The 18202-nt window shown below is 45.5% G+C and carries 18 protein-coding genes, 1 pseudogene and 1 other annotated feature; of the genes and pseudogenes, 16 read left to right on the top strand and 3 right to left on the bottom strand.

Going from position 1 to position 18202, the window contains the following annotated elements; all coding sequences use genetic code 11:
* Positions 1–35 precede the first annotated feature (35 nt).
* A pseudogene (locus tag A9180_RS24935) lies at positions 36–528 on the bottom strand (hypothetical protein).
* 134 nt (positions 529–662) lie between these two features.
* On the opposite strand from A9180_RS24935, the gene A9180_RS12825 reads away from it, so the two are divergent.
* Positions 663–1082 carry a hypothetical protein gene (locus A9180_RS12825; RefSeq protein ID WP_000821222.1) on the top strand — a complete coding sequence of 140 codons (420 nt, stop codon included), beginning with the start codon at positions 663–665 and terminating at the stop codon, positions 1080–1082.
* A 16-nt stretch (positions 1083–1098) separates the two neighbouring features.
* On the opposite strand, the gene A9180_RS12820 is transcribed toward A9180_RS12825, so the two are convergent.
* A complete protein-coding gene (locus tag A9180_RS12820; RefSeq protein ID WP_000532176.1) occupies positions 1099–1350 on the bottom strand; it encodes an Arc family DNA-binding protein in 252 nt (83 codons plus the stop codon).
* Between the two features lie 146 nt (positions 1351–1496).
* Here A9180_RS12820 and A9180_RS24760 point away from each other — a divergent pair, with 146 nt between their 5' ends.
* Together A9180_RS24760 and A9180_RS12810 are read left to right on the top strand one after the other, a co-directional pair.
* Entirely contained in the window at positions 1497–3635 is a 2139-nt protein-coding gene (locus A9180_RS24760) for a phage head-binding domain-containing protein (protein WP_064529127.1), read from the top strand.
* A gap of 34 nt (positions 3636–3669) precedes the next feature.
* Positions 3670–3963, top strand: coding sequence for a hypothetical protein (locus A9180_RS12810; RefSeq protein ID WP_064529126.1), 294 nt, complete (start codon positions 3670–3672; stop codon positions 3961–3963).
* Between the two features lie 486 nt (positions 3964–4449).
* On the opposite strand, the gene A9180_RS12805 is transcribed toward A9180_RS12810, so the two are convergent.
* Complete coding sequence (locus tag A9180_RS12805; RefSeq protein WP_064529125.1) at positions 4450–6192, bottom strand: P-loop NTPase fold protein; 1743 nt, start codon at positions 6190–6192, stop codon at positions 4450–4452.
* 737 nt (positions 6193–6929) lie between these two features.
* Here A9180_RS12805 and thrS point away from each other — a divergent pair.
* The 13 genes from thrS (at position 6930) to A9180_RS12740 (ending at position 18195) form a co-directional block, all read left to right on the top strand.
* Positions 6930–8858, top strand: a complete 1929-nt coding sequence (thrS, locus tag A9180_RS12800; RefSeq protein WP_064529124.1) for a threonine--tRNA ligase — start codon at positions 6930–6932, stop codon at positions 8856–8858.
* 3 nt (positions 8859–8861) lie between these two features.
* The gene (gene infC, locus A9180_RS12795; protein WP_001700733.1) at positions 8862–9404 is read left to right on the top strand and encodes a translation initiation factor IF-3; all 543 of its coding nucleotides are present in this window, start codon (positions 8862–8864) and stop codon (positions 9402–9404) included.
* A 97-nt stretch (positions 9405–9501) separates the two neighbouring features.
* Positions 9502–9699 (top strand): 50S ribosomal protein L35, encoded by a 198-nt coding sequence (rpmI, locus tag A9180_RS12790; RefSeq protein ID WP_001124225.1) that lies wholly within the window; start codon positions 9502–9504, stop codon positions 9697–9699.
* A 53-nt stretch (positions 9700–9752) separates the two neighbouring features.
* A complete protein-coding gene (rplT, locus tag A9180_RS12785) occupies positions 9753–10109 on the top strand; it encodes a 50S ribosomal protein L20 (RefSeq protein WP_000124850.1) in 357 nt (118 codons plus the stop codon).
* 116 nt (positions 10110–10225) lie between these two features.
* Positions 10226–10350, top strand: a sequence feature (Phe leader region).
* On the top strand, positions 10232–10276 hold the full coding sequence (pheM, locus tag A9180_RS24255; protein ID WP_001386830.1) for a pheST operon leader peptide PheM: 45 nt from the start codon (positions 10232–10234) through the stop codon (positions 10274–10276). (Overlaps the previous feature by 45 nt.)
* A 209-nt stretch (positions 10351–10559) precedes the next feature.
* Positions 10560–11543, top strand: a complete 984-nt coding sequence (gene pheS / locus A9180_RS12775; RefSeq protein WP_000018588.1) for a phenylalanine--tRNA ligase subunit alpha — start codon at positions 10560–10562, stop codon at positions 11541–11543.
* A gap of 14 nt (positions 11544–11557) precedes the next feature.
* The gene (gene pheT / locus A9180_RS12770) at positions 11558–13945 is read left to right on the top strand and encodes a phenylalanine--tRNA ligase subunit beta (RefSeq protein WP_064529122.1); all 2388 of its coding nucleotides are present in this window, start codon (positions 11558–11560) and stop codon (positions 13943–13945) included.
* A gap of 4 nt (positions 13946–13949) precedes the next feature.
* Positions 13950–14249, top strand: coding sequence for an integration host factor subunit alpha (gene ihfA, locus A9180_RS12765; RefSeq protein WP_002440155.1), 300 nt, complete (start codon positions 13950–13952; stop codon positions 14247–14249).
* 100 nt (positions 14250–14349) lie between these two features.
* Positions 14350–15330 carry a vitamin B12 ABC transporter permease BtuC gene (btuC, locus tag A9180_RS12760; RefSeq protein WP_064529121.1) on the top strand — a complete coding sequence of 327 codons (981 nt, stop codon included), beginning with the start codon at positions 14350–14352 and terminating at the stop codon, positions 15328–15330.
* Between the two features lie 62 nt (positions 15331–15392).
* A complete protein-coding gene (gene btuE / locus A9180_RS12755; RefSeq protein WP_064529120.1) occupies positions 15393–15944 on the top strand; it encodes a bifunctional thioredoxin/glutathione peroxidase in 552 nt (183 codons plus the stop codon).
* Entirely contained in the window at positions 15944–16693 is a 750-nt protein-coding gene (btuD, locus tag A9180_RS12750; RefSeq protein ID WP_064529119.1) for a vitamin B12 ABC transporter ATP-binding protein BtuD, read from the top strand. Before btuE ends, btuD begins: the two co-directional genes overlap by 1 nt.
* 77 nt (positions 16694–16770) lie before the next feature.
* Positions 16771–17235: a C40 family peptidase gene (locus A9180_RS12745; RefSeq protein WP_064529118.1), complete on the top strand. Its 465-nt coding sequence runs from the start codon at positions 16771–16773 to the stop codon at positions 17233–17235.
* A 246-nt stretch (positions 17236–17481) separates the two neighbouring features.
* Positions 17482–18195, top strand: coding sequence for an EAL domain-containing protein (locus A9180_RS12740; protein WP_064529117.1), 714 nt, complete (start codon positions 17482–17484; stop codon positions 18193–18195).
* Positions 18196–18202: the final 7 nt, after the last annotated feature.

Raw genomic sequence — 18202 nt, 5'->3', positions numbered from 1 at the left:
CCGAATATGTAGAACACGAGATTTATCGTATCTCTCTACATAGGCGATACCTTTACTGATTGTAATCTGATGTTACTGCTACTGTTACATGTAACTGTATTTCCAAAACCTGAATTGCAGTTTGTATAAGTGTCAACACGTGTCGGGTAAGGCTGAGTTATAACAGGTTGGCGTGCTTTTTGCTCAAGTGCTCGCATAGTGTTTACAGCCTGATAATTCAATAAAGCCTGCTGGAATGCTTGGCTTTGTGCTATTTGTTGTGCTTGTTCTTGGCTTTGTAATTGGACATAGAGATTCTGAAGCTCAAGTCTTGCCTGCGCATCGCTTATCCCCGAGCATCTTCGCAGCAAGGACATACAGCTTAGGGGTTGGTGCTGATGCCATGCGTGAGTCGTTCTTCACACTGGCATCAAGGCAATTTGCCATGTCGCTAAGTCTTGGATAACGTTGCTCGCAACTTGCCTGATAGTCGCTAACCTTTGCACACCCTGCCAGCAGAAGCGGGATAATTAACAGTGATTTTTTCATATGATTAACTCTCCTTGTCTTTGCCATCATGGCGCTGTTGGGTGTAAATGAGTTATTAACTCAACTGACAATATCTTCACGAAAATACTTTTTATTATTAAGATCTTTCTGATTCTAACAAAACGGAAAGTAATATGAAGAGGATTATCGGCGTCGTTGCTGGCGCTATATTGTTATCTGGGTGTGCAACTATTGTTGGTGACGAAACACAGCTCGTGCAAGTGAACAGCAATCCTTCCGGTGCGAGCTTTAAAGTAAAAGACGAATCAGGTGTGATTGTTGCGCAAGGCAAGACTCCGCAAGGAGTAACTCTTGCCAAGTCAGATGGTAGTTATTTTGGCAAAAAGAGCTATCAGATCACTATGGAAAAGGATGGGTACGAGCCAGTAACCTTGCCAATCAAAGCCAATGCTAATGGTTGGTATATTGGTGGAAACCTTGTGTTTGGTGGGTTAATTGGTTGGCTTGCTGTAGATCCATTTAATGGTGGGATGTATACCTTGAAGCCAAAAGAGGCAAATGCATCACTTATACCGTCCACAAAGCAAGACTAATAAATGGAACCCACCATCAGGTGGGTTTTTTGTACAAATCTTTCAGCGTATCAAACACCATCTTCTTAACAAGTTCGGACTGCTCATCAGCGATTCGTTCCGCATCGTCTCGATAGCCTGAAATTTTGGAAGGCTTTGATACGGCATCAGTCACTATCTGAACTAATTCTGAATTAAGAGAGCGTCCATTGGATTTGGCTCGCTGTTTTAGTTTTTCCTTTAATTCGTAAGGTAGCCGCAGATTAAATTGCGGGTCATCTCTTCCCATTCTTGATGCCTCGCTTTTGTGAGTGGATCGGCATCTTATTATCTGCTGGTTACATCCTCAATGAGACCACCGTGGTCTCATTGAGGGATTAATAATGCATCACTGCGGCAACGCTGCGGCGATTCCTTGTATCTGGAGCAAATTAAATGACAGACATTACAGCCAATGTTGTAGTGAGCATGCCTTCGCAACTCTTCACTATGGCGCGTTCTTTTAAAGCCGTAGCTAATGGCAAAATTTATATCGGTAAAATTGACACTGACCCGGTAAATCCTGATAACCAGATTCAGGTCTATGTTGAGAACGAAGATGGCTCTCACGTTCCTGTTGCACAGCCAATCGTCATCAATGCCGCAGGGTATCCAGTATATAACGGACAAATTGCCAAGTTCGTAACTGTGCAAGGCCATTCTATGGCTGTATATGATGCGTATAGTTCGCAGCAGTTTTATTTTCCGAATGTGCTGAAGTATGACCCTGATCAGCTACGGCAGCAATTAGAAGACCCGGATGGAGCTAAAAAATATCCTGAATTGCAGATATCTCGGTGGAGGGACGATTGTGATGTAAGAGGGTGGGGGGCAAAAGGCGATGGTATAACAGATGATACATCTGCATTGATCCTGGCTGCAGAATATGCACGAGAATCATCCAGAACATTACGAGCGGAAGGTAATTTTATTATTACGGAGACATTAAATCTTCGTAATGTCAGCCTCGAAATGACCAATGCTGTTTTTACCATATCCCACTCAGGAATAGGGGTATTGCTTGGCGGGAATGCATCAAACCCTAACAACCCAAAGCAAAACTTCGGAACGATTATCAGAAATTCTGGCATTTCATCTGAAACGACACCGGATATTCGTATTATCGGGGCAAAAGGGCAGCATATTAACATTGAGCGTTGCGACTACTTACAGTTATATGCAAATTATAATGCTTCGGTGGCATCGACGGATTATTCAATAGCATACTCAACCTTTAACCTGAAAAAGGTCGATACAATTCATTTTCTTGGCGTTGAGAACGGATGGATAAATGAAAATTATTTTTATCTGAATCGTACGAATAATATCATTTTCGCTGATAATCCATATCATCATAACCACAATAAGTTTTATGGTGGAACTATGGAGGGGGCAGGTAAAATTGATATTCAAAGAGGTGATAACAATCACTTCTATGGGTTTCGTTTTGAACGATATCCATCATCCCCAACTAACCAACAGTTGATAATTAACTTTGGTGAATATACGTGGAATAACTCAATTGAAGCTACATGGCTTTCATCTCCTGCGTATACAAATGAGCCATACAATCCATCACCTTACACTTATGTCGAGGTAACTGATAATGGCAAGGGGAATGCAGTATTTCATATTCAGGAAAATATATCCGATGAAGTAACATTGTTTTCTTTAAATGCTAACACCCCATTTATATCTAGTGCTAACAATGGAGAAGTTGGTGCATTAGCATATCAAACGGATGTTGATGGTTTATATAATATCCGTCACCTGGTTTCTTCTAAGTTTACTTTTATGAGGAATTTTGGGCTCTTATGGGAATCGGGAGATATACCTGTAAGAAATGGTGATATGTTTACATTCTCAGCAGATGCGGCATCGTTTCGTATTTACCTATATGCATTAGATAGAGATGGGAATGTCATAACCTCACAAACAGAAGCCATAACTTCTTCTATGCAATGGGATTCTGCCAACCATAGGTATGCCACTGCTGTTAACATTTCTTCCATTAAGATCAGGATTAATAATGAAGGAGTTCCAGTTAGTGCAATTCGTTTAGCTGTGTATTCTGGTGGTAATGTAGTGAATACTGCATTTTCATGGCTATGCTTAACTGGCAGATATTACAAAAATAGCACATCCTTACCAAGGAAAAGTAAAAATACTTTTACTTTAAAACAAGGTAAAGCAATTACTTATTATAGTGATACTGATATTAGTATGGCTAACATTGGTTCAGGAATTACCTGTTATAAAACCGATTTATCTGAACTCAAAATTAATCTTGTAAGGGGCAGGTATGTAGTGAAATCGATTTCAGGTAGTGAAATATATGTATACCAAGGAACAATTACTTATTACCCTCCATTCAGTGATATCAAATTGGTATATACGGATGGGATTGAAAATAAATTATTAGATGTGCAAAGCATCTCTTCAGGAAAGATTACTCTTGCAGATACAGTACCATCAACTATATCTGCAGGCGATTTTGTAGATGTTATTGTTACAAAGACGAAATCTATTTTATGATGTGTTTATTTATCCTTATGTTAAAGGAGCGATAATGGATATAACACCTTTCCTTCATGCGTTTTGTGCTGTGGCTGCGCAGGTACTGATTGGCCTTTTTACCGGAAACTGGGCTTACGGAGCGATAGCCGGTTGTACGTTCTTCATTGCGCGTGAACACACCCAGGCAGAATATCGCTGGATTGAAATGTTCGGACATGGCAAGCGTATAAATATGCCGTGGTGGGGCGGTTTTGACCCACGCGCGTGGGATATGGCAAGCCTGATGGATTTTGCTGTGCCGGTGGTGGCGTGTCTGCTGGTCTGGCGGTTAGTTAATCGTGGGTGAAAAAGCATGTTTAGTGTACTTTCCCGAAACTGATAGTAAGTGGCGAGATTAATTACCTGCTTCAGACTGAATGATTTTTTGCAAGCGCCACGGAAGTAATAGGGGTGAGTGAAAAAATATTAGATATTAATGAGTTACGTTATTACATCATCAGCTCAAAATGATGAAGAACTAGAATTTCTGTCATAGCATTAATGGCTGAATTGGTGGGATGATATATCAGATAGAGTATCAATAAAAGCTGGAATGCATATGGATTCATTCAAATGGTTTTTGGCTAGATGATACTTATATCTATATTATATGAAGTATTTTAATGTTGCTCTGGAGGGAAATAGTGAGAGATGCACGGCGAAGCACGTCTTGAACTAAATATACACAAGTAAATCATGCTTTCGCCGCTGTATTAGAGCTTTGTTTTCAAATTTGTTAATCGCCAGGTAATACCCCACCCCAAAAAATGATTTTTTGGTAAAGTGGATGTTCTCATAATTTGTTAATGGCAATTTTAACTGTTCTATTTAGATCGTATATGGCTCCAAATTTAAAGCTTTCTTTATTGGAAAGGCAAAAAATATCAAGTTTTTGACTAAGATAAATAAGTTTGTTTTTTTCATTAGTGGCGAATTGTTTTATGTTGCTGATTTGATAGTTGCTACGCAAGAAAGAACTAAATTGCTCAATATCATTAACTGCCCAATTCTTTAAAACGCATCTTGTTACAAATGATACACCAAGTACTTCAAGCGGCTTATAATTTCCGAATGGATCTAAAGTGGTTAATTGGTTAGCATTGAATGATGCCCAGCCATTCAATTCTAATTGCAACTTAATAGTGTTGAGTTCACGCATTTTGATCGTGCTTTCATAACGGTAAAATGAAATTGAGTACAGCAATTCGCTATCTTCAAAACCACTATTTAAGCTATTTTTTCTATCAAGTGAGTATAGCTCAAAGCATTCTGCAACTTCATTGTCAGTGAATCCGTTCAGAATCGAAGTGACAAACTTTAGAGTTATGATTGGTGATTTTGGTAGGTATTTATGTGTGGTTAAATACTCATAATTCTGAAACGCTTTTATCCATTCATAGAAATTACAGTCAATCTTACGACAAATTAAGTCGACAAGTGTATTTGAAAGTTCATTTTCATTTATCTCATGTAATTCTGGACGTACTGATATTGCAATTTCTCTCATAGTAAGCGGTTTTGCTTCATAAAACAAAACATCCAATATGTCATTTAATGAAGCTTGTCCGCTATAATACCTTTTAATCTCAGGTTTTATTTTGTAATTATTCAATGCTAACCATAGCACTCTCTCACTATCACTTGATTCCTCGGTGTTTAATAAAAATGTTGGATCTTGGTCCTTGAGAAGCTCCTCAAGAGAGTGATTATGCAAAAATAATAAAATGAAGAAAGAGCATATTGAGTTTAAAAGAATTGTTGATGGTATTCTCCAAGAAAGATGAGGATATGATTTAACGTATTCATATAATGGCGTAGCTGTGTCCAAAATACGCATCAAAATACGGATGTTAACTATGCTGTTATTTTTTACTATATCCTCAAAGAGAATTTTATCTTCCTGTGGGAATTGGGAAAGCTTTCCATTTATTATATCTATATCCAATATTTCCTCTGGATGCGGATTATAATGAAGTGTTTCTGCAATGAGTTTTTCCTTGTGTTCTATTTTTAAACCAGACTCAGTTGATGTATTGGTAATAATAATAAAGTCTAAATTTGAGTTCATCTCGGACATATAAAGAGAATGGCAATATGTCAAAATTTCACTAACTAATGATGTTTCGGATATTCTCTCTATATCATCCAATATAAAAATACCATCCAGTTTTGATAAAATGTTTTCTCTAACACTTGCACCAATAGAATTAAACATGCTGTTAATAATATTGGCACTTGCAGGTGAGCCGCTGGCAATGCTACCTATCCCTGATAGACTTTCGAGCCCGGATTTAAATGTTTGTATATCTTGCAGGTAGTAACAATCTATAATTTTAGCTTTGAAATCTGATAAGGATTTAATACCTAGTAAAGAAATATAATAGAAAATGTTTTTATCATAGTACTCGGGAAATTTTTTTCTGATAAAGTGAGTCTTTCCTGTACCCCAGTTCCCATCAAGCAAAATCAGACCATCTCTTTTTTGTGAAAGTAGATGTATTATTTTTATAATAAGATTGCTGTTAGAGTATTTCATCAAGTTTTCTGGCTCGCTGTTAAAAATAAAACAGTATATGAAAATAATTTTCCTGTAATCTTATAAAAATGATAATCCATCTCAAACAGCAGACACAAGGCTCCCTACTTGATTTTTAATCATCCGTACAGTGCGCGACACATCGTGCCAGATATACTTACTTGTCGGTATTGTATCATCGGCAACTATCACCTCAGCCTCTTTTCTCCATCATCTGACCTCATACCCTAGTGAGCTTTATATGCCGACAGTGCTAGTAGTCGCTAGTCGTGAGAATTAACTAGATTATTGTCAGTTGCTGGCGTCACTATCAAGAAACCTTCCGCTTATCTTTCTTTAGGTTCGGATGGTGTGCATCTGTATTAATTTGTGGTTACCATTAATTCGATGAATAAATAGTGTTATTTTTTGTCTCATTCCTTTTCCGTTTGTACCAACAATCAGCGATATAAAATCACAATTATCAACTAAAACAGCCTAGTTAGACGATGTACCTCATTGAAGCGATGACAATGTTAGTCAATGTCAAACAGAGATAGTGCAATCACTACTTTTTTAGTGTTACCATGATTTTACTGGGTGAAAAACTTGCTGTGTCGATTTTTCATTTGTGTACCAAATTGTGTACCAATTTAGCGACTGTTGGCTAGATGGATGCGCAATGAATTGAAAACAAACAAATTTTCTCTTTGTATGTGATCTTTCGTGTGGGTCACCACTGCAAATAAGGATATAACATGCCTGTTATTACTCTTCCTGATGGCAGCCAACGCCATTACGACCACGCTGTAAGCCCCATGGATGTTGCGCTGGACATTGGTCCAGGTCTGGCGAAAGCCTGTATCGCAGGGCGCGTTAATGGCGAACTGGTAGATGCGTGCGATTTGATTGAAAACGACGCTAAACTGGCGATCATTACCGCTAAAGACGAAGAAGGTCTGGAGATCATTCGTCACTCCTGCGCGCACCTGTTAGGGCACGCAATTAAACAACTTTGGCCGCATACCAAAATGGCAATCGGCCCGGTTATTGACAACGGTTTTTATTACGACGTTGATCTTGACCGCACGTTAACCCAGGAAGATGTCGAAGCACTCGAGAAGCGGATGCATGAGCTTGCTGAGAAAAACTACGACGTCATTAAGAAGAAAGTCAGCTGGCACGAAGCGCGTGAAACTTTCGTTAAACGCGGCGAGAGCTATAAAGTCTCCATCCTGGACGAAAACATCGCCCATGATGACCAGCCAGGCCTCTATTTCCACGAAGAATATGTCGATATGTGCCGCGGTCCGCACGTACCGAATATGCGTTTCTGCCACCATTTCAAACTGATGAAAACGGCAGGGGCCTACTGGCGCGGCGACAGCAACAATAAAATGTTGCAACGTATTTATGGTACTGCATGGGCAGATAAAAAAGCCCTCAACGCGTACCTGCAGCGTCTGGAAGAAGCCGCTAAACGCGACCACCGTAAAATCGGTAAACAGCTCGACCTGTACCATATGCAGGAAGAAGCGCCGGGTATGGTGTTCTGGCACAACGACGGCTGGACCATCTTCCGTGAACTGGAAGTGTTCGTTCGTACTAAACTGAAAGAGTACCAGTATCAGGAAGTTAAAGGTCCGTTCATGATGGACCGTGTCCTGTGGGAAAAAACCGGTCACTGGGAAAACTATAAAGATGCAATGTTCACCACCTCTTCTGAGAACCGTGAATACTGCATTAAGCCGATGAACTGCCCGGGTCACGTACAAATCTTTAACCAGGGGCTGAAGTCGTATCGCGATCTGCCGCTGCGTATGGCCGAGTTCGGTAGTTGCCACCGTAACGAGCCGTCAGGTTCGCTGCATGGCCTGATGCGTGTGCGTGGTTTTACCCAGGATGACGCGCATATCTTCTGTACTGAAGAACAAATTCGCGATGAAGTTAACGGATGTATCCGTTTAGTCTATGATATGTACAGCACTTTTGGCTTCGAGAAGATCGTGGTCAAACTTTCCACTCGTCCTGAAAAACGTATTGGCAGCGACGAAATGTGGGATCGTGCTGAGGCGGACCTGGCGGTTGCGCTGGAAGAAAACAACATCCCGTTTGAATATCAACTGGGTGAAGGCGCTTTCTACGGTCCGAAAATTGAATTTACCCTGTATGACTGCCTCGATCGTGCATGGCAGTGCGGTACAGTACAGCTGGACTTCTCCTTACCGTCTCGTCTGAGCGCCTCTTATGTAGGCGAAGACAACGAGCGTAAGGTTCCGGTAATGATTCACCGCGCAATTCTGGGGTCTATGGAACGTTTTATTGGTATCCTGACCGAAGAGTTCGCTGGTTTCTTCCCGACCTGGCTTGCGCCGGTTCAGGTTGTTATCATGAACATTACCGATTCTCAGTCTGAATACGTTAACGAATTGACGCAAAAACTATCAAATGCGGGCATTCGTGTTAAAGCAGACTTGAGAAATGAGAAGATTGGCTTTAAAATCCGCGAGCACACTTTGCGTCGCGTCCCATATATGCTGGTCTGTGGTGATAAAGAGGTGGAATCTGGCAAAGTTGCCGTTCGCACCCGCCGTGGTAAAGACCTGGGAAGCATGGACGTAAATGAAGTGATCGAGAAGCTGCAACAAGAGATTCGCAGCCGCAGTCTTAAACAATTGGAGGAATAAGGTATTAAAGGCGGAAAACGAGTTCAAACGGCGCGCCCTAACCGTATCAATGGCGAAATTCGCGCCCAGGAAGTTCGCTTAACAGGTCTGGAAGGCGAGCAGCTTGGTATTGTGAGTCTGAGAGAAGCTCTGGAGAAAGCAGAAGAAGCCGGAGTAGACTTAGTCGAGATCAGCCCTAACGCCGAGCCGCCGGTTTGTCGTATCATGGATTACGGCAAATTCCTCTATGAAAAGAGCAAGTCTTCTAAGGAACAGAAGAAAAAGCAAAAAGTTATCCAGGTTAAGGAAATCAAATTCCGTCCTGGTACAGATGAAGGCGACTATCAGGTAAAACTCCGCAGCCTGATTCGCTTTCTGGAAGAGGGTGATAAAGCCAAGATCACACTGCGTTTCCGCGGTCGTGAGATGGCGCACCAGCAAATCGGTATGGAAGTGCTTAATCGCGTGAAAGACGATTTGCAAGAACTGGCAGTGGTCGAATCCTTCCCAACGAAGATCGAAGGCCGCCAGATGATCATGGTGCTCGCTCCTAAGAAGAAACAGTAAGGCCTTCAAGTAGCATTGTCTGTGGAGCCTTCGGGCTTCGCAGGCTTTGTTCGCCTTTGTTTCTGTTTATCAACAATGCGAAGTGGAAGTTATTAAAATGCCAAAAATTAAGACCGTACGCGGTGCTGCGAAGCGCTTCAAAAAAACCGGTAAAGGTGGTTTTAAGCACAAGCACGCTAACCTGCGTCACATTCTGACCAAAAAAGCGACCAAACGTAAACGTCACCTGCGTCCGAAAGCCATGGTTTCCAAAGGCGATCTGGGCCTGGTAATCGCGTGCCTGCCGTACGCATAAGCCGTTAACGTTTTTTAACTTTTTAATTAGAATATAGATACAGGAGAGCACATATGGCTCGCGTAAAACGTGGTGTTATTGCACGCGCACGTCACAAGAAAATTTTGAAACAAGCTAAAGGCTACTACGGTGCGCGTTCTCGCGTATACCGCGTTGCCTTCCAGGCTGTTATCAAGGCTGGTCAGTATGCTTACCGTGACCGTCGTCAACGTAAGCGTCAGTTCCGTCAACTGTGGATTGCGCGTATCAACGCAGCAGCACGTCAGAACGGTATTTCTTACAGCAAATTCATCAATGGCCTGAAAAAAGCCTCTGTTGAAATCGACCGTAAGATCCTGGCTGATATCGCTGTATTCGACAAAGTAGCGTTCACCGCTCTGGTTGAAAAAGCGAAAGCAGCTCTGGCATAAGCCAGTTGAAAGAGGGAGCTTGTCTCCCTCTTTTCGTTTCAACACCATCAGAACATTGACTTTTATCGCTATAGCCTTTTCAATAAAGGTCTTTTGAAAAGTACCAAAAGGTAACGCAAGCAATGAATGCTGCTATTTTCCGCTTCTTTTTTTACTTTAGCACCTGAATCCAGGAGGCTAGCGCGTGAGAAGAGAAACGGAAAACAGCGCCTGAAAGCCTCCCAGTGGAGGCTTTTTTTGTATGCGCGTTTTGAAGAATAAAAAGTCTGTCTCATCAGGCGTAATTGTCGCAGCCAGTCTGGACTCGGCCAGCGCGGAGAAACCGGAGCGTACTTGAGTACGTGAGGATTTCGAGCACTGCCCGGGACCAAAATGGCAAGTAAAACAGGCTGATGGGATAGGCTCTAAGTCCAACGAACCAGTGTCACCACTGACACAATGAGGAAAACCATGTCACATCTCGCAGAACTGGTTGCCAGTGCGAAGGCGGCCATTAGCCAGGCGTCAGATGTTGCCGCGTTAGACAATGTGCGCGTCGAATATTTGGGTAAAAAAGGGCACTTAACCCTTCAGATGACGACCCTGCGTGAGCTGCCGCCAGAAGAGCGTCCGGCTGCTGGTGCGGTTATCAACGAGGCGAAAGAGCAAGTTCAGCAGGCGCTGAATGCGCGCAAAGCTGAACTGGAGAGCGCGGCGCTGAATGCGCGTCTGGCTGCAGAAACTATCGATGTTTCCCTGCCAGGTCGTCGTATCGAAAACGGTGGCCTGCATCCGGTTACCCGTACCATCGACCGTATCGAAAGTTTCTTCGGTGAGCTTGGCTTTACCGTGGCGACCGGGCCGGAAATCGAAGACGATTATCATAACTTCGATGCTCTGAACATTCCTGGCCACCACCCGGCGCGCGCTGACCACGACACTTTCTGGTTTGATGCTACTCGTCTGCTGCGTACCCAGACATCTGGCGTGCAGATCCGCACCATGAAAGCCCAGCAGCCGCCGATTCGTATTATCGCGCCTGGCCGCGTTTACCGTAACGACTACGACCAGACCCACACACCAATGTTCCATCAGATGGAAGGTCTGATTGTTGATACCAATATCAGCTTCACCAACCTGAAAGGCACGCTCCACGACTTCCTGCGTAACTTCTTTGAAGAAGATTTGCAGATTCGCTTCCGTCCTTCCTACTTCCCGTTCACCGAACCCTCTGCAGAAGTGGACGTCATGGGTAAAAACGGTAAATGGCTGGAAGTACTGGGCTGCGGGATGGTGCATCCGAACGTGCTGCGTAACGTTGGCATTGACCCGGAAGTTTACTCCGGTTTCGCCTTCGGGATGGGGATGGAGCGTCTGACCATGTTGCGTTATGGCGTTACCGACCTGCGTTCATTCTTCGAAAACGATCTGCGTTTCCTCAAACAGTTTAAATAAGGCAGGAATAGATTATGAAATTCAGTGAACTGTGGTTACGCGAATGGGTGAACCCGGCGATTGACAGCGATGCGCTGGCGAATCAAATCACGATGGCGGGTCTGGAAGTTGACGGTGTAGAGCCGGTAGCCGGTAGCTTCCACGGCGTGGTCGTTGGTGAAGTGGTTGAATGTGCGCAGCATCCGAATGCCGACAAACTGCGAGTGACTAAAGTCAACGTTGGTGGCGATCGCCTGCTGGACATCGTCTGTGGTGCGCCAAACTGCCGTCAGGGCCTGCGTGTGGCGGTGGCAACTATTGGTGCTGTTCTGCCGGGCGATTTCAAAATTAAAGCGGCGAAACTGCGCGGTGAACCGTCTGAAGGGATGCTGTGCTCCTTCTCTGAGCTGGGTATTTCTGACGATCATAACGGTATTATCGAACTGCCTGCAGATGCGCCAATTGGTACCGACATCCGCGAATATCTGAAACTTGATGACAACACCATCGAAATCAGTGTGACGCCAAACCGTGCTGACTGCTTGGGCATTATCGGCGTAGCGCGCGATGTCGCCGTGCTGAACCAGCTTCCGCTGGTTGAACCGGAAATTGTCCCGGTTGGTGCAACCATCGATGACACGCTGCCGATTGCAGTAGAAGCACCGGAAGCCTGCCCGCGTTATCTTGGCCGCGTAGTAAAAGGCATTAACGTTAAAGCGCCAACTCCGCTGTGGATGAAAGAAAAACTTCGTCGTTGCGGGATTCGTTCTATCGATGCAGTCGTTGACGTAACCAACTATGTGCTGCTCGAACTGGGTCAGCCGATGCACGCTTTTGACAAAGATCGTATCGAAGGCGGCATTGTGGTGCGGATGGCGAAAGAGGGCGAAACGCTGGTACTGCTCGACGGTACTGAAGCGAAGCTGAATGCTGACACCCTGGTTATCGCCGACCACAACAAGGCGCTGGCGATGGGCGGTATCTTCGGTGGTGAACATTCTGGCGTGAATGAAGAAACGCAAAACGTCCTGCTGGAATGCGCTTTCTTCAGCCCGCTGTCGATCACCGGCCGTGCTCGTCGTCATGGCCTGCATACCGATGCGTCTCACCGCTACGAGCGCGGCGTTGATCCGGCATTGCAGTACAAAGCGATGGAACGTGCGACCCGTCTGCTGATTGATATCTGCGGCGGTGAAGCTGGCCCGGTAATTGATATCACCAACGAAGCAACGCTGCCGAAGCGTGCGACCATCACTTTGCGTCGTAGCAAACTGGATCGCCTGATCGGCCATCATATTGCCGATGAGCAGGTGACTGACATTCTGCGTCGTCTCGGCTGCGAAGTGACCGAAGGCAAAGATGAGTGGCAGGCTGTTGCGCCGAGTTGGCGTTTCGACATGGAGATTGAAGAGGATCTGGTCGAAGAAGTTGCGCGTGTCTACGGCTACAACAATATTCCGGATGAGCCGGTACAGGCGAGCCTGATTATGGGGACTCACCGTGAAGCCGATTTGTCGCTCAAGCGCGTGAAAACGCTGCTCAACGATAAAGGCTATCAGGAAGTGATCACCTACAGTTTCGTTGATCCGAAAGTTCAGCAGATGATCCACCCGGGCGTAGAAGCCTTATTGCTGCCAAGTCCGATTTCCGTTGAAATGTCGGCAATGCGTCTTTCTCTGTGGACAGGCCTGCTGGCAACTGTTGTGTACAACCAGAACCGTCAGCAAAACCGTGTGCGCATTTTTGAAAGCGGTCTGCGTTTTGTGCCAGATACTCAGGCGCCATTGGGCATTCGTCAGGATCTGATGTTAGCTGGTGTGATTTGCGGTAACCGTTACGAAGAGCACTGGAACCTGGCAAAAGAGACGGTTGATTTCTATGATTTGAAAGGCGATCTTGAATCCGTTCTCGACCTGACCGGTAAACTGGCTGATGTTGAATTCCGTGCAGAAGCGAATCCGGCACTGCATCCGGGACAATCTGCAGCGATTTATCTGAAAGGTGAACGCATTGGTTTTGTTGGGGTTGTTCATCCTGAACTGGAACGTAAACTGGATCTTAACGGTCGCACTCTGGTGTTTGAACTGGAGTGGAACAAGCTCGCAGACCGCGTGGTGCCTCAGGTGCGCGAGATTTCTCGCTTCCCTGCGAACCGTCGTGACATCGCGGTTGTGGTTGCAGAAAACGTTCCCGCAGCGGATATTTTATCCGAATGTAAGAAAGTTGGCGTAAATCAGGTAGTTGGCGTAAACTTGTTTGACGTGTACCGCGGTAAGGGTGTTGCGGAGGGGTATAAAAGCCTCGCCATTAGCCTGATCCTGCAAGATACCAGCCGTACACTCGAAGAAGAGGAGATTGCCGCTACCGTCGCCAAATGTGTAGAGGCATTAAAAGAGCGATTCCAGGCATCATTGAGGGATTGAACCTATGGCGCTTACAAAAGCTGAAATGTCAGAATATCTGTTTGATAAGCTTGGGCTTAGCAAGCGGGATGCCAAAGAACTGGTTGAACTGTTTTTCGAAGAGATCCGTCGCGCTCTGGAAAACGGCGAGCAGGTGAAACTCTCTGGTTTTGGTAACTTCGATCTGCGTGATAAGAATCAACGCCCGGGACGTAACCCGAAAACGGGCGAAGATATTCCCATTACAGCACGGCGCGTGGTGACCTTCAGACCCGGACAGAAGTTAAAAAGCCGGGTCGAAAACGCCACACCCAAAGACGAGTAATCTGATCTAACTAAAAAGGCCGCTCTGCGGCCTTTTTTCTTTTCACTGTAGAAGAGTCGCCGTAAAATCAACGAAATGACACTTCAGCAGAACGGATACCATGCTGACACTTGCCCGCCAACAACAGCGACAAAATATTCGCTGGTTATTATGCCTGTCAGCATTGATGTTGCTGGCGCTTCTCTTAAGCCTTTGCGCTGGTGAACAATGGATTTCACCTGCCGACTGGTTCACTCCTCGTGGCGAACTGTTTGTCTGGCAAATTCGCCTGCCACGTACCCTGGCTGTATTGCTGGTTGGCGCGGCACTGGCCTTATCAGGCGCGGTCATGCAGGCGCTGTTTGAAAACCCTCTCGCGGAACCGGGGCTGCTTGGCGTCTCTAACGGCGCTGGAGTGGGGCTTATCGCCGCTGTATTGCTCGGGCAAGGACAGCTACCAGACTGGGCGCTGGGGCTGTGTGCGATTGCTGGCGCGCTTATTATCACCTTAATTCTCTTGCGTTTTGCCCGCCGTCATCTTTCAACCAGTCGATTACTGCTGGCTGGTGTTGCGCTGGGTATCATCTGTAGCGCGTTAATGACGTGGGCCATCTACTTTTCCACGTCTGTTGATTTACGCCAACTGATGTACTGGATGATGGGCGGCTTTGGTGGTGTAGACTGGCGGCAAAGTTGGCTGATGGTGGCCCTGATTCCGGTGTTGTTGTGGATTTGCTGTCAGTCCAGACCAATGAATATGTTAGCGCTGGGTGAAATTTCGGCGCGGCAACTGGGGTTACCGCTGTGGTTCTGGCGCAATGTGTTGGTCGCGGCTACCGGTTGGATGGTCGGTGTCAGTGTGGCGTTGGCTGGCGCTATTGGGTTTATTGGCCTGGTTATCCCGCATATTTTGCGGTTGTGCGGATTAACCGATCACCGGGTATTACTTCCCGGCTGCGCGCTGGCAGGTGCTACGGCGTTGCTGCTTGCCGATATTGTTGCTCGACTGGCGCTGGCTTCCGCAGAGTTACCGATTGGCGTGGTCACCGCCACCCTGGGCGCGCCAGTGTTTATCTGGTTATTGTTAAAAGCAGGACGTTAGCCGCATAAAGACGGTCTATGATTAAAAGCTAAGATTTTTACTGACCTTATCCAGGAGACACGATGCAAGATCCCATTCTGACCACCGCAGTGAAGACGATTGACGGAGAAGTGACCACGCTGGAGAAATATGCCGGTAAAGTGCTGCTGATTGTCAATGTCGCTTCAAAGTGTGGCTTAACGCCGCAATATGAACAGTTGGAGAACATCCAGAAAGCCTGGGCCGATCGTGGTCTTGTCGTGCTGGGATTTCCGTGCAACCAGTTCCTGGAACAAGAACCTGGTAGCGATGAAGAGATTAAAACTTATTGCACCACCACCTGGGGCGTGACGTTCCCAATGTTCAGTAAGATTGAGGTCAATGGCGAAGGGCGTCATCCGCTATACCAAAAATTGATTGCGGCTGCGCCGACGGCGGTGGCACCGGAAGAGAGCGGTTTCTATGCGCGAATGGCCAGTAAAGGCCGTGCGCCACTGTACCCTGATGATATTTTGTGGAATTTTGAAAAGTTTCTGGTGGGTAGAGATGGAAAGGTTATCCAGCGTTTTTCCCCGGATATGTCGCCGGAAGATCCTATCGTAATGGAAAGCATTAAACTGGCGTTGGCAAAATAATGTCTATTGTGATGCAGTTACAGGATGTAGCGGAATCAACCCGCCTGGGGCCGCTTTCTGGCGAGGTCCGGGCAGGGGAGATCCTGCATCTGGTGGGGCCGAACGGCGCGGGCAAGAGCACCTTGCTGGCGCGAATGGCGGGGATAACCAGTGGTCAGGGAAGCATTCAGTTTGCAGGTCAACCACTGGATACCTGGCCCGCAACAAAACTCGCCCTGCATCGCGCCTATCTTGCACAACAGCAGACGCCGCCGTTTGCTATGCCGGTCTGGCATTACCTGACCATGCACCAGTACGATAAAACGCGAACCGATCTGCTAAATGATGTCGCAGGGATGTTGGCCCTTGATGACAAACTTGGTCGTAGCACCAATCAACTTTCCGGTGGCGAATGGCAACGTGTCCGTCTTGCTGCTGTGGTGCTACAAATCACGCCGCAAGCGAATCCGGCAGGTCAATTGCTTCTCCTTGATGAGCCCATGAACAGCCTTGATGTTGCCCAGCAAAGCGCGTTAGATAAAATTTTGAGCTCGCTCTGTCAGCAAGGTGTGGCGATAGTGATGAGTAGTCACGATCTTAACCACACATTGCGTCACGCGCATCGGGCGTGGTTACTTAAACAAGGAAAATTGCTTGCCAGTGGGCGGCGAGATGAGGTACTAACGCCGCCGAATCTGGCCCAGGCTTATGGTATGAGCTTCCGTCGTCTGGACATTGAAGGTCACAGAATGCTGATTTCGACTACCTGATTTCATTAGCATCTTGAAAAACGGGTAATTTCGACGCTAAATTAATGCAAGAATAAAAAACAGAGGATTCGTACGGAATGCGTTTCTGCCTAATTTTAATTACAGCACTGTTTCTGGCTGGGTGTAGCCATCATAAAGCGCCGCCGCCAAACGCCAGACTTTCTGACTCCATTACTGTCATTGCCGGTTTGAACGAGCAATTACAGAGCTGGCATGGTACGCCGTATCGTTATGGCGGCATGACTCGACGTGGTGTGGACTGTTCGGGGTTCGTGGTTGTGACGATGCGCGACCGTTTCGACTTGCAGTTACCACGCGAAACAAAACAACAGGCCGCTATCGGTACCCAAATTGATAAAGAAGAATTGCTGCCAGGCGATCTGGTCTTTTTCAAAACAGGTTCCGGGCAAAATGGTTTACACGTGGGTATTTACGATACCAACAATCAATTCATTCACGCCTCTACCAGCAAGGGGGTGATGCGTTCTTCCCTCGATAATGTCTACTGGCAGAAAAATTTCTGGCAGGCGAGACGAATCTAGTCTCTCAATAAATGGACGGTGATGATACCGCACCGTCTGTTAACTCCTGAATACAGTAGTATTTTGCAGACAAAAATACCGCAAATGGAATATTCGTTTATACTCAGGATAATCTAAAAAAAGGACCCCTGAAAAAGTGGTTAACATGGAACAAATGAAAGTTATTCCTTCTGTATTTGTTATGCCGTATGGCCTCAAACTTTTTATCTGGATGTTGAAAAAAATCCGTAGAGAGGGGCTGTTACCATGAAGGTCTTACTGGAGAATCTTTATCATTCTGATTACTATTTTCTACCGATAAGAGACAGCCAACAAAATCTTGTTGGGGTTGAGTTAATAACCCATTTCTCCAGTGACGACGGTACGGTTCGCATCCCGACAACACGGGTTATTGCACAGCTTTCAGAGGAGCAGCATTGGCAATTATTTGCCGAAAAGTTGGAGTTACTAAAATCATGCCAACATTTTTTTATTCAACACAAACTCTTTGCTTGGATTAATTTAACGCCACAAGTAGCAAAGTTATTATTAGATGGACATAATTACGCAAGCAAACTATTAAGAATTCCCTTTGTTGAATTGATGATTAATGAAAATTATCCGCATCTTAATGAGGGAAAAAATAATTGCGAACTTTTGCACTTATCGCAAATTTTCCCTCTGGTTTTGGGAAATTTGGGTGCGGGCAACAGTACAATGAAGGCTGTTTTTGATGGGCTTTTCACTCGCGTCATGCTGGATAAAGGTTTTATTCAGCAACAAATAGTCCATAAATCTTTCGCGCCTTTTATTCGTGCGCTCCATGCGCAAATTTTACCTTGCTGCAATTGTATTATTGCCGCTGGTATTAATACACCAGAGATGCTGGCACAGATGGCGCCGTTTGGTTTCCATGCTTTTCAGGGATGCTTGTGGCCCGCAGTTCCCGTAAGCCAGATAACAACGCTGGTCCAGCGATAACCCTCTT

The organism is Escherichia sp. B1147 (genome assembly GCF_001660175.1).
Lineage (GTDB): Bacteria > Pseudomonadota > Gammaproteobacteria > Enterobacterales > Enterobacteriaceae > Escherichia > Escherichia whittamii.
This window is presented reverse-complemented; position numbering and strand designations above follow the sequence as displayed.

What these genes read in the sequence shown, in the direction of transcription:
- pheT (WP_064529122.1), top strand. Translation starts at nt 11,558, where the DNA reads ATGAAATTCAGTGAACTGTGGTTACGCGAATGGGTGAACCCGGCGATT.
- thrS (WP_064529124.1), top strand. Translation starts at nt 6,930, where the DNA reads ATGCCTGTTATTACTCTTCCTGATGGCAGCCAACGCCATTACGACCAC.
- rplT (WP_000124850.1), top strand. Translation starts at nt 9,753, where the DNA reads ATGGCTCGCGTAAAACGTGGTGTTATTGCACGCGCACGTCACAAGAAA.
- pheS (WP_000018588.1), top strand. Translation starts at nt 10,560, where the DNA reads ATGTCACATCTCGCAGAACTGGTTGCCAGTGCGAAGGCGGCCATTAGC.
- ihfA (WP_002440155.1), top strand. Translation starts at nt 13,950, where the DNA reads ATGGCGCTTACAAAAGCTGAAATGTCAGAATATCTGTTTGATAAGCTT.
- btuC (WP_064529121.1), top strand. Translation starts at nt 14,350, where the DNA reads ATGCTGACACTTGCCCGCCAACAACAGCGACAAAATATTCGCTGGTTA.
- A9180_RS24760 (WP_064529127.1), top strand. Translation starts at nt 1,497, where the DNA reads ATGACAGACATTACAGCCAATGTTGTAGTGAGCATGCCTTCGCAACTC.
- A9180_RS12820 (WP_000532176.1), bottom strand. Translation starts at nt 1,350, where the DNA reads ATGGGAAGAGATGACCCGCAATTTAATCTGCGGCTACCTTACGAATTA.
- btuD (WP_064529119.1), top strand. Translation starts at nt 15,944, where the DNA reads ATGTCTATTGTGATGCAGTTACAGGATGTAGCGGAATCAACCCGCCTG.
- A9180_RS12805 (WP_064529125.1), bottom strand. Translation starts at nt 6,192, where the DNA reads ATGAAATACTCTAACAGCAATCTTATTATAAAAATAATACATCTACTT.
- A9180_RS12745 (WP_064529118.1), top strand. Translation starts at nt 16,771, where the DNA reads ATGCGTTTCTGCCTAATTTTAATTACAGCACTGTTTCTGGCTGGGTGT.
- A9180_RS12825 (WP_000821222.1), top strand. Translation starts at nt 663, where the DNA reads ATGAAGAGGATTATCGGCGTCGTTGCTGGCGCTATATTGTTATCTGGG.
- rpmI (WP_001124225.1), top strand. Translation starts at nt 9,502, where the DNA reads ATGCCAAAAATTAAGACCGTACGCGGTGCTGCGAAGCGCTTCAAAAAA.
- btuE (WP_064529120.1), top strand. Translation starts at nt 15,393, where the DNA reads ATGCAAGATCCCATTCTGACCACCGCAGTGAAGACGATTGACGGAGAA.
- A9180_RS12810 (WP_064529126.1), top strand. Translation starts at nt 3,670, where the DNA reads ATGGATATAACACCTTTCCTTCATGCGTTTTGTGCTGTGGCTGCGCAG.
- A9180_RS12740 (WP_064529117.1), top strand. Translation starts at nt 17,482, where the DNA reads ATGAAGGTCTTACTGGAGAATCTTTATCATTCTGATTACTATTTTCTA.